We start from the raw sequence: 11,977 nt of genomic DNA on the forward strand, positions 1-11,977 counted from the left end.
TAATATGTTTACCAAATTTTTATATATTTTAACTCTATAAATATCAATAATTTGATAATTTTTTGTAAGAATGTTTATATTTTATTTACCAATATAGATTTAAGAAATTTTAACTATTACATTATTTAAAATATTTAATGTGATTTAGATCACGCGAAAATTGACAAATTTTTATTACCTTTAAATTAATAATTGTTTTTAAATTAAAAATATTGTATCAAATAGATATAAACTATTTTATAAATAGGTATATAAAATGAAAAATAATATTTTTAAACTTGTTGTTTTGATGGTGCTTTCCACTTCCCCACTATTTTGTTATGCAAGTAACACAATAATGATAAGAGGAAATATTGTTGAAGATACATGTTCAAGAGAACATAGTGAGATAGAATGTGTTGAGGTAAATAATTTAAATACTAAACTTGATAGTGAATACTTAAATAAAGATAGTCTTTTTAAATTAACTCAACATACCGAGAAAATGGACACTAGCATTGAAAGCATAGGTTCAAATCACAAGATTGTGCTTATCAATTATCACTAACTTACAACTATAGTATTTGAGCTTATTTTATAAGTTTAGATAAAAGAGTGATTTGTCGACTTGATTGCATTTTTGATGAATTGATAGGCGAATCGCTCTTTTTTCATAAAAAATGACTATTTGTATGTTTTTTCTGTATACATATACATAATTTATTCTATATAATTGTATTCTAAGAATTTAAGCTTATTTTTCACATAATTTGTTTAATTCTTTTCTATTTACTTCGTGTTCTTATGTAACTTACTTTTTTCTGAAGTACCTCATTTTCATAAAACAAAAAAGCCTTTATAAACAGCTATATAAGCTGTAATTACTCGTTCTACATCCCAAATGATGAATGTGATAAAATTAAAATTATGGAAAAATAATGTGATGTGGTTTGCATTTTGTTTAAGAAGTGTTAATATCGCCGCATTACTTTTCAAGATGTCAAACACTGGAAAAGTAAGGAATTAAAACTTTTATCCAGACTTTTGAGAAAACACTATGAAAAAACTTGCTTTGATCGCTGCTCTTTCGGTTGTAGGGATTGCGAATGCTCAAGCTGCTGATGGTACAATTACAATTAATGGTTTAGTTACAGACAAAACTTGTGACATCGTTACCCCTGCTGGTAAAGACTTCACAGTTACTCTTCCAACTGTTTCTAAACAAACTTTAGCTGTTGCTGGGGATGTTGCTGGTCGTACTCCTTTCCAAATCAACTTAGCTAACTGTTCACAAGGTAAAGTAGCTACTTACTTCGAACCAGGTGCAACTGTTGACTTCAACACTGGTCGTTTACTTAACCAAGACGCTACTGGTGCTAAAAACGTTAACGTTCAACTTTTAGGTAGCAACAATAACTTCATCCCAGTTCTTGCTGCGGGTGCAAACGGTGCTCAAGCTAACTCTCAATGGGTTGACGTAGCAGAAGGCGCAAGTGCTGACCTTAACTACTATGCTGAATACTACGCAACTGGCGCTTCTACTGCTGGTAAAGTAACTACTTCTGTTCAATACACAATTATCTATCAATAATTAATTGATAGCGGGGTTTCTATGTCCGCATGGAAACCCTGTTTTGTGTAACACTTTCCTGAATCTTTCTTGGTTGAGAACTCGAAAAATGAAATTGAACAGTTATAATTTTTTGTTAAGTTTGGCATTGGCTTCGACAGTTGTCGCACCTGCTACTCGAGCAGAAATTGTAATTCATGGCACCCGTGTAATTTATCCGTCGGATGCTCGTGAAGTTACGCTACAAGTTAGCAATAACGGTTCAAAGCCAGCACTTGTCCAAGCTTGGATTGATGAAGGTGACCCAAAGAGTACACCGGACCAATCAAAAGTTCCTTTTATGATTGCTCCTCCAATTTCTCGTGTTGAAGCAACGAAAAGTCAGACGCTTCGTATTACTGCTTTGCCCAATGCTTCTCAATTAAATCAGAAGCAAGAAACGGTTTTGTGGTTGAATATTTTAGATATCCCACCTAGACCTACTTCAAAAAGTGAAGATACGACACCTGATAACTTCCTACAACTTGCAATTCGTTCACGGATTAAATTCTTCTACCGTCCTTCATCGATTAAAGAAGACGCGAATTTAGCATCAGATAAGCTTCAATGGGTTAAATCTGGTCAAAGTTTAACGGTAAAAAATCCTACTCCTTTTCATATCACAATGACCTCTGTTTACCAAAAGGCAGGTGATAAAAAAGTTGATTTATTACCTCAAGGGCTCATGATTAAGCCTTTTTCTGAAGCGTCAGTTCAGCTTAAGAATGGCAACCTTCAAGATATGAGTTTTATTAATGTCAATGACTACGGTGGTCGTGTTGAGCACCCGATAAAACTCCAGTAATCAGATTTATCTTTTTAATAAATTTAAGCACCTATATGTGTAGGCGGACTTAGCTATGCCAAAAAAAAGGCAAGAATCTTATAAATTATTAAAACGCCATATTTGTTACTACTTGGCTTCTGGTGTTGTCACAATGACAATGCCTGTATTCGTGCATGCTGAAGAAACAACGACGAGTGCTCCAGTAGAGGCTGAATTTGATTCTGCTTTTTTAATTGGAGATGCTCAAAAAGTTGACATTTCTCGTTTTAAATATGGTAACCCTGTTTTACCTGGCGAATACAACGTTGACGTATATGTAAATGGTCAATGGTTTGGTAAACGTCGTATGGTCTTTAAAGCATTAGACCCTAATAAAAATGCAGTAACGTGTTTTACAGGTATGAACCTGCTTGAGTACGGTGTTAAACAAGATATTTTATCTAAACGCACTGCCCTTCAAAAAGAAAATAATAGTTGTTATAAAATTGAAGAGTGGGTTGAAAATGCATTTTATGAATTTGATACCTCCCGTCTACGTGTAGATATTTCTATTCCGCAAGTTGCTTTGCAAAAAAATGCGCAAGGCTATGTCGACCCAAGTGTATGGGATCGCGGTATCAATGCGGGTTTTCTGTCTTATAGTGGTAGTGCCTATAAAACATTTAATCAGTCAGGTGACCGAAGCGAAACAACAAATGCGTTTATGGGTGTTACAGCTGGTTTAAATATTGCTGGTTGGCAATTACGTCATAATGGTCAGTGGCAATGGCAAGATACGCCTTCTGAAAATCAATCTAAATCAGATTATCAAGAAACAAGCACGTACTTACAAAGAGCCTTCCCTAAATACCGTGGTGTTTTAACGCTAGGTGATAGTTTTACTAACGGTGAAGTATTTGATTCTATTGGTTACCGCGGTATTGATTTCTCAAGCGATGACCGCATGCTACCAAATAGTATGCTTGGTTATGCGCCACGTATCCGTGGTAATGCAAAAACCAATGCAAAAGTTGAAGTTCGTCAACAAGGCCAACTTATTTATCAAACAACTGTTGCACCAGGTAACTTTGAGATTAATGACCTTTACCCTACTGGTTTTGGTGGGGAAATTGAAGTTTCTATTATTGAAGCAAATGGCCAAGTACAAAAATTTTCGGTTCCATATGCTTCAGTTGTACAAATGCTCCGTCCAGGCGTCAACCGTTATTCTTTAACTGTAGGTCAGTTCCGCGATCAGGATATCGATATTAATCCTTGGGTTGTTCAAGGTAAATACCAACAAGGGATTAATAACTACCTAACAGGCTATACTGGCATACAAGCTACAGAAAATTATGCTGCTGTCTTATTGGGTGCTGCTTTTGCTACACCAATTGGTGCAGTTGCATTAGATGTTACCCACTCTGAAGCTGACTTTGAAAAACAGTCATCACAATCTGGGCAAAGTTTCCGTTTAAGTTATAGTAAGTTAATTACTCCAACTAACACAAACTTAACTCTTGCTGCATATCGTTACTCAACCGAGAACTTCTATAAATTACGTGATGCACTGCTTATTCGTGATTTAGAAGAAAAAGGCGTAAATACTTATGCGGCTGCTGGCCATCAGCGTAGTGAATTCCAAATTACTTTAAACCAAGGGCTTCCTGAAGGTTGGGGTAATTTCTATGTGGTTGGCTCATGGGTTGATTATTGGAACCGTAGTGAAAGTACTAAACAGTACCAAATTGGTTATAGCAATAACTACCATGGCTTAACCTATGGTTTATCAGCAATTAACCGTAAGGTTGAGTACGGTTCAAATGATGCAACGAATGATACTGAATATTTAATGACGCTTTCATTCCCAATTAACTTTAAGAAGAATTCAGTCAACGTAAACGTGACTGCTTCTGAAGATAGCCGTACTGTTGGCGCAAGTGGAATGGTTGGTGATCGCTTTAGTTACGGCGCTTCTGTGTCACATCAAGATTATGCGAACCCTACATTTAACGCAAATGGCCGTTACCGTACTAACTATGCAACTGTTGGTGGTTCTTATAGTGTTGCTGACTCTTATCAACAAGCAATGGTTAGCTTAAGTGGTAGTGTGGTTGCACATTCAGATGGTATTTTATTTGGACCTGAGCAAGGCCAAACCATGGTACTTGTGCATGCACCTGATGCAGCTGGAGCAAAAGTTAATAATACCGTTGGTTTAAGTGTGAATAAGGCTGGTTATGCGGTTATTCCATATGTAACGCCTTATCGCCTAAATGATATTACGCTTGACCCACAAGAAATGTCGAGCCAAGTAGAGCTTGAAGAAACAAGTCAACGTATCGCACCTTTTGCTGGCGCAATTGCTAAAGTAGATTTTACGACCAAGACTGGTTATGCAGTCTACATTAATAGTAAAACTGCTGATGGCAACAGTTTACCGTTTGGCGCTCAAGTCTTTAATCAAAAAGATGAAGCTGTAGGTATTGTGGCACAAGGTAGTATGATTTACTTACGTACCCCACTTGCTCAAGACAGTCTCTATGTAAAATGGGGCGACGAAAGCAATGAGCGTTGTTCGGTTGAGTACAACATCAGTAATCAGTTGCAAAATAAGCAACAAAGCATGGTAATGACTGAGGCTGTCTGCAAATGAAAAAATTACTCTTAAATAGTGGTGCTTTAGTTGTATTAGGTTTTTGTATTAATACAGCGGCCGAAGCAGCATGTACAACTAGCCTCGGTTTCAGAACGATTGATGTTGCGATGCAAGTTGGACGAGTTGTAGTTCGACCGAGTGACCCTGTAGGTAAAGTTTTGGTTAAATCACTTTTTGAGATCAGACCAGATCATTATACTACATATACCTGTAGCACCTCGGATATGTTGACGGCAAAGTTATTACAAAGTTATCCACTTAGCATACTTGGTGATAGCATCTATTCAACTAATATTCCAGGAATAGGTATCCGACTCTATCGAGAAGCGTTTAATGCTGGAAATTTTTCTGGCTATTACCCTTATACTCGTCGTGTCCCATCAACCAACTTTCGTCTTGCAGAAGGCTATTTTGTTGTAGAAATTGTAAAAACAGCTGAAAATACTGGATCTGGAACTTTAGTCCCTGGTGTTTATAGTAGTTATTATGCTGGAAACCGAAGTGATCGTCCTTTTTTAACCAGTACGGTAAATGCTAATGCAATTACTATTGCCTCTTCATCTTGTGAATGGCGTGGCGCTATTAACAAGCAGGTACAGCTACCAACAGTTACAAAAGCTGGGTTTAAAGGTGTTGGTTCAACTCAAGGAGACCAATCCTTTGAACTCAATATTCTATGTAATGGTGGTATAAATCCAACTGGTTATGAAGAGAAAAACCTCATCAGCTTGAGTTTTGATTATCAACAAGATGGCACTAATACCCAAGTTTTAAAAAATCTTGAACCAAATGCAACTAAAGCAAATGGTGTTGGGGTTCAACTTGTATGGAATTATCAAAATAAGAATCAAGTTATTGGCCTAGGTAATAAACTAGAACTGGGAACTGTGAAATCAAATCAAACCATTCAATATGATGTTCCTTTAACAGCTCGTTACTATCAAACTGCAGCAAATGTTACGCCTGGTAAGGTCCGTGCTATGGCTACTGTAACGATTCAATATGATTAATCATATTGAATCGTTATTAAGTGGAATAAAATTCAAAATCATAAATATTAATAATAAATTTTACTTTATCACTACTTTCTAAAAACTTAATACTTAACTTAATAGGAATATTTATGAAAAAAATAGGTATAGTTGCTGTTAGTGCAATTACATTATGTTGGGCAATATATGAGGTATCTTATAATAATACCAATACAACACCGTATAACGAATCCAGCCCAAAAGTAGCATCTAAAAAATTTTCATCAACTGCAAAGAATGAAAAATTAGCGTCTCAAACCCTCTTAGCTCAAACTACGTCCCTTAATTCTGCCCCAGTCTGCCAATACAATTTTGATGCGACTCAAGAAGATTATGATGTATTGAACACTCAGGACCCAGATCGACCACCTATGAAAATATTTCCATTGATAAATGGTCAAAAATTTGGTTTTAAAGTGGAGCCTGTCACGGAAGATAATTACGGTTATCTTGATTATAATGCAAAAAGTAAGGCAAAAGTGAATTCAACGAGTTATGAAGGTGATTTTTTATTACCTAGTAAAGGTATTATTGCTCTTGAAATGCAGCTTAAAGTGCCTACACTTTCTTCGAGTAGCTCCTCTTATTCAACTAATATTAGTTTTACTGGTGTTACAGATAATAACTATAACATTAGCTCATTTTATAGTTTTATTATTGGAGGACATGATCCTGATTTCGGTGAGAATCCTCCTAGTCTATATTATAGCTTAGTATCGGAAGTGGGAGATTATGAACTTATTGATAGATACTCTAAAAATAAGAAAATGACTGATAACACAAATGAATATCAACGCTTAGGTGTTTACATTAATCAGGATACTGAGCAAGTTGGATTTATTTTCAATGGTGTTGATGAAGGATATCAATTTAAATTACCTGGTGCACTACAGAAAGTAGCTTTCTCAATGAATGGAAATATAAATATTCTTTCTACAAATTTATTTGGACAAGAGTTTTCTAATGAACTCATTACTGACCGTAATGCGCTACAGTTTAACTACCCTCAGGGCACAACAGACATGTGTGGTAATGCCATCTAACATATAAAACTATAAGTCGTAAAAAAAGGGCTGAATCATAGCCCTTTTTTATTTCATTTAGAAATGAATAACAGTACGAATTGATTTACCTTCGTGCATTAAATCAAAAGCCGTATTAATATCTTGTAAAGGCATAGTATGCGTTACAAAAGGCTCAAGTTGAATCTCACCTTTCATAGCATCTTCGACCATTTTAGGAAGTTGTGAACGACCTTTTACACCACCAAAAGCAGTACCTAACCATTTACGGCCTGTAACCAACTGGAATGGACGAGTCGAAATTTCTTGACCTGCACCGGCAACACCAATAATAACGGATTGTCCCCAACCACGATGTGCACACTCTAGAGCCGAGCGCATAACATTGACGTTACCAATACATTCAAATGAATGATCTACACCCCAGCCTGTCATTTCTACTATGACTTGCTGAATTGGTTTATCGTAATCTTTAGGGTTTAAGAAATCTGTAGCACCAAACTGTTTAGCAAGTTCAAACTTATCTGGGTTTGTATCTACAACAATGATGCGCCCTGCTTTAGCTTGACGTGCACCTTGTACAACCGCCAAACCAATACCGCCTAGACCAAATATAGCAACAGAATCACCTTCTTGTACTTTTGCTGTGTTATGCACGGCGCCAATACCAGTTGTCACACCACATCCAAGTAAACAAACTTGTTCGTGATTCGCTTCAGGATTGATTTTTGCTAATGATACCTCTGCAACTACCGTATATTCACTAAAGGTTGAACAACCCATGTAATGGTAAATTGGTTCGCCGTTATATGAAAAACGTGTGGTTCCATCCGGCATTACACCTTTACCTTGAGTCGCACGTACTGCAACGCACAAGTTAGTTTTTCCAGATTTACAGAATAAGCATTCTTTACATTCAGCAGTATAAAGCGGAATCACGTGATCACCCGGTTGAACACTTGTTACGCCCTCACCTACTTCAACTACAACACCTGCTCCTTCATGACCTAAGATGGCAGGAAAAACACCTTCTGGGTCATCGCCAGATAATGTAAAAGCATCAGTATGACAAACGCCCGTATGGGTAATTTTTATTAAAACTTCACCAGCTTGAGGTGGTGCAACATCAACTTCAACAATTTCTAAAGGTTTTCCTGGGGCAAAGGCGACAGCTGCACGAGATTTCATCTTTGGGTTTCCTTTAAATCATTCGGTATTTATAGTCGAGCAAAATAGATTATATATTGATAATACAAGAGCTTAATTTTGCTTAAATTAAAATTGGCTTTCATGACAATCCATCACAGCATAGCCAGTCATGTACCTCTAAGCAAGCCTACATTTAAAAAAGAAGGAAACCCCTTACTTAAAGAGGTTTCCTATTAAATCACTTATCTTATAAATGGCTTATATTTACTTAGAGGTAAATATCCGGTGGATATGGCGTGTTATCACTAATTGGTGAGTAAAGTGTATTTTCAACGAAGAAGCCATTTGGGGCTTGAGTAGTATCAATCGTAATTGAATCAAACATAACTTGTGGATAGGCCCAGATAAATTGCTTCATTAATCCTAAAGGAACATTATTCTTCATATCACCAAAAATTCGTTGCCAAATGGGTGTTCGATATGGCTTGGTCTTATCAAAACCATAAATATAAGCAATTGAGGCATCGGGAACAAAACCAGATAAATAAATGACTTTATTGGCAGGATAGCCCAAACCTTGTATAGGTATTTGAGAAACTGCCTGATGTGCCAAGTCTAAGCGAGCTTCTAGCAACCAGTCATAAGCTTCTGTCATCATGTAATCAAAATTAGGATATGAATAGTGTTGGCTTGGATAGTTAATATAAGTGGCTAATGTCTGGATTGGGGACTGAATAGAAGGAAAGAAAATAAGTGGGCTAACTTTGGCACTGGAATATTTTGCTTTGATAGCCGTGCGGATATTTTGACAGGTTTGTCCTAATTTATTTCGGAGCCATGTTTTAAACTCATCATACGGCGTTCCTGTTTTATTCATTGCTTCATAAATTGTGCCTAGATCTGGCGCATATAAGCCTGTATCTGCATTAAATGCCAGTTTAGTTGGATAGTCATATACACAAGGTAGATTTGTACCCGTGTTATACCACCACCAAGGTTCACCAATCTGCATATTTACATCACATCCACCAGCAACCATTGCATCTGCAAACTCAATAAAGACTTTATGTAGATATGCCAAAGCATTTTGATGACTTAAACTAAAGAAATAACTAGGTGGCTCATAACCTGTACGACCTAGATTACTATTCCAGTCACGTTGTGCCCAATATTCATTTGCTCCCAAAGAGTACATTTCAAAGCTAACCCCAAAGATGGGTTGCATACTGGCGCTATGTAAAGCCTGAGCATATTTTTCATGCCATTTACGAGTGCATGAGTTAACCACCGCCTCGCCTGTCACCAAGGTATCTGGTATCTGCCATTTATTAATATCGCTTTTCCATGTCATTTCTGGATAATGCGACATTCCACAATAATGATTCACTAAGCCCTTATATCCTAAAGCCACCATATTGTTGACTAAGCGCTGAGGGTTTAAATCATAGTGATCGTCATAGCTGGTACAGATACCATAATTGTGCTGAGGGACAACAACACGACTCAAATTTAACTTTGCATTTGTTCCAGTTACAACTGAGTTAGTCAGACGAATGTATCCATCTTTTGGTTGGCTTAAAGGTGTGGCAGATTGGCCATTATAGTCACTGGTAAAGCCTGAAAAAGAAATACGTTGAATGTTAGTCACTGGAAAGCTATCTGTAGCAGAAAAGCCGGCTTTTACTGTATCCCAGTTAATACGGATGTGCGCCGTTCGTGACGAAGGATTATTTGCATAATTAAATAAGACAATATATGCAACTTTATCTACACTATTTTCATTATAGTACACCGTTAAAGTGGGCGTTAAACTAGGATTATTAAGCACTGGCATAGTGGCAGATAGCTCAATATCGAAGTCCCAAACCACCCCCGCATAGCTATATTTGGTTTGGTACGCTAAAAATTTATGATCTTTAGTGTCATAAGAATCCCAACTAATTCCAACCAAATCATTTGTCATACGTGATCTAAAAGATGCTTCAAAACCATTTCCATAGTTTGTAATAGCGAAAGACATCGTTTGCGGGCCGTCTATTCGCCAATAAATAGGGCTAAACCGATCAATAAGTGTATTTTGAATGATTGGATGAGGTGATGAATTAGAATTATTTTGCACATTTTGTGGATTAGTTATCATGTTCACATTCTCTTAATATACTAAGAAGTTTTATATTAAATAATAATTCCTATTTTATTGTTCAGATAAGTAACAATGACGTTTAAATTATTTACAGTTAATATTTTTTATAAAGTTCAAAATAACCTTAAATAAGAAAACTTAATATTATCCTAAATATTTTTTGAACTGAGGAGATAATAAATGGCAACTTTTATACAGCCCATAAAGTTTAAGACTTTGATTGTATTTACTCCTCTTGTATTTGTATTACCAGGTTGTGCTGACAGTTTATATTCCAAAACAACATCACCCGCAAAGATCTCTTCGGAAAGCATCGCTTATCCAGAGATCGACACTGCATTAGGAGAGAAGTTACAGCCTAATGAAGAACTCATCGCCCACAATATAGCCCAAGTCATTGAAAAGTCAATTCGAGAACAGTATACGGTTGGAAATGCTTTACGTGATGCACATCCTAAGGCGCATGGTTGTGTTCGTGCCGATTTTCATGTCTCAAAAAATATACCTGCCCAGTTTGCTAAAGGAATGTTTATTCCAGATCGAAGTTATCAGGCATGGATTCGATTTTCTAATGCTTCAAATGACGCTTCTAATGCCGACATTAAAAAAGATGCACGTGGCATAGCAATAAAGATTTTAGGTGTGTCTGGACAGAAAATTTTAGAAAGTGAAAAACAAGCAACCACTCAAGATTTTATTATGATTAATCATCCAGTCTTTTTTGCGAATGATGCTAAACGATATCTTTCTTTTATGAATGATGTAAATAGCCACAATATGATCAGAAAACTTCATATTCCGATTGCCCTAGGTTTTAAAGGAACCATGAATGCTCTTGGAGCACGTAATTCGCAAATCGCAAACCCATTATATGCACGGTACTGGTCTATGGTTCCTTATCAGTTAGGGATTGGTAATGATCAACAAGCAGTTAAATATTCAGTTCGTTCCTGTTCAATGTCACCAAGCAGTCTACCTAAAGATCCTAGCCATAATTATTTAAGAGAAGCTTTAAAGAACACTTTACAAAGTACAGATGCTTGTATGGAATTTCTTATTCAGCCACGAACTTCAAGTGAAATGTTAGTAGAAGATTCAATGACAGAATGGGATGAGAAAGCAGCTCCTTTCTATCAAGTAGCGACTATTCATATTCCAAAGCAGAATTTTGATACACCTGAGCAAAATAAGTTTTGTGAGAATCTATCTTTTACACCGTGGCATGCTCTACCAGAACATAAACCATTAGGTGCGGTAAACCGAATGCGTAAAGTCGTTTATGAAAACATCAGCAGAGTTCGGCATGATATGAATTCAGCTCCTAGACAAGAACCTTAAATACTTTATCCATCATAGTTAAGAGTTTTTAATTGCTTCTTTTTTAAGGGAGATTTTTGCTTGTATCTATAGTGATGCGATCAATAAAGTCTGCCAACCATAAAATAAAGTCATCTTCACTTTTATGTCTTGGAATCAAGCTCATATCTAATCTAAGGGGAAACTCATTTTTTACGCTGATCACAGTACCTTCAAAGTTCACAAAGTTATATAAAAATTTTAATTCTGTACCCGCTATGGCTTTTTTGATTTCTACAATAAGATTATTTAAATTTTTAAAC

General features: G+C 36.3%; 10 protein-coding genes. 7 read left to right on the forward strand and 3 right to left on the reverse strand.

The window, feature by feature from the left end:
• The first annotated feature begins 256 nt into the window (after positions 1-256).
• The 6 genes from AWW73_RS10960 (at position 257) to AWW73_RS10985 (ending at position 7,087) form a co-directional block, all read left to right on the forward strand.
• Positions 257-547, forward strand: coding sequence for a hypothetical protein (locus AWW73_RS10960; RefSeq protein WP_016145265.1), 291 nt, complete (start codon positions 257-259; stop codon positions 545-547).
• Positions 548-1,036: 489 nt separating this feature from the next.
• Positions 1,037-1,570: a fimbrial protein gene (locus tag AWW73_RS10965; protein ID WP_000731819.1), complete on the forward strand. Its 534-nt coding sequence runs from the start codon at positions 1,037-1,039 to the stop codon at positions 1,568-1,570.
• An 88-nt stretch (positions 1,571-1,658) separates the two neighbouring features.
• Positions 1,659-2,393 carry a fimbrial biogenesis chaperone gene (locus AWW73_RS10970; RefSeq protein WP_062849639.1) on the forward strand — a complete coding sequence of 245 codons (735 nt, stop codon included), beginning with the start codon at positions 1,659-1,661 and terminating at the stop codon, positions 2,391-2,393.
• 55 nt (positions 2,394-2,448) lie between these two features.
• A complete protein-coding gene (locus AWW73_RS10975; protein ID WP_062849640.1) occupies positions 2,449-5,010 on the forward strand; it encodes a fimbria/pilus outer membrane usher protein in 2,562 nt (853 codons plus the stop codon).
• A complete protein-coding gene (locus AWW73_RS10980) occupies positions 5,007-6,023 on the forward strand; it encodes a fimbrial protein (RefSeq protein ID WP_062849641.1) in 1,017 nt (338 codons plus the stop codon). Before AWW73_RS10975 ends, AWW73_RS10980 begins: the two co-directional genes overlap by 4 nt.
• 113 nt (positions 6,024-6,136) lie before the next feature.
• A complete protein-coding gene (locus tag AWW73_RS10985; protein ID WP_062849642.1) occupies positions 6,137-7,087 on the forward strand; it encodes a DUF4882 family protein in 951 nt (316 codons plus the stop codon).
• 57 nt (positions 7,088-7,144) lie between these two features.
• Here AWW73_RS10985 and AWW73_RS10990 read toward each other — a convergent pair whose 3' ends face one another.
• Together AWW73_RS10990 and AWW73_RS10995 are read right to left on the reverse strand one after the other, a co-directional pair.
• Positions 7,145-8,254, reverse strand: coding sequence for an S-(hydroxymethyl)glutathione dehydrogenase/class III alcohol dehydrogenase (locus AWW73_RS10990; RefSeq protein ID WP_062849643.1), 1,110 nt, complete (start codon positions 8,252-8,254; stop codon positions 7,145-7,147).
• 229 nt (positions 8,255-8,483) lie between these two features.
• Positions 8,484-10,355 (reverse strand): non-contractile tail sheath protein, encoded by a 1,872-nt coding sequence (locus AWW73_RS10995; RefSeq protein ID WP_062849644.1) that lies wholly within the window; start codon positions 10,353-10,355, stop codon positions 8,484-8,486.
• Between the two features lie 183 nt (positions 10,356-10,538).
• Between AWW73_RS10995 and AWW73_RS11000 the strand changes: the two genes are divergently transcribed.
• Positions 10,539-11,696 carry a catalase family protein gene (locus tag AWW73_RS11000; RefSeq protein WP_062849645.1) on the forward strand — a complete coding sequence of 386 codons (1,158 nt, stop codon included), beginning with the start codon at positions 10,539-10,541 and terminating at the stop codon, positions 11,694-11,696.
• 43 nt (positions 11,697-11,739) lie between these two features.
• Here AWW73_RS11000 and AWW73_RS11005 read toward each other — a convergent pair.
• On the reverse strand, positions 11,740-11,977 hold a 238-nt coding region (locus AWW73_RS11005; RefSeq protein ID WP_062849646.1), incomplete at its 5' end, for a hypothetical protein.

The organism is Acinetobacter lactucae, from assembly GCF_001605885.1.
GTDB lineage: Bacteria > Pseudomonadota > Gammaproteobacteria > Pseudomonadales > Moraxellaceae > Acinetobacter > Acinetobacter lactucae.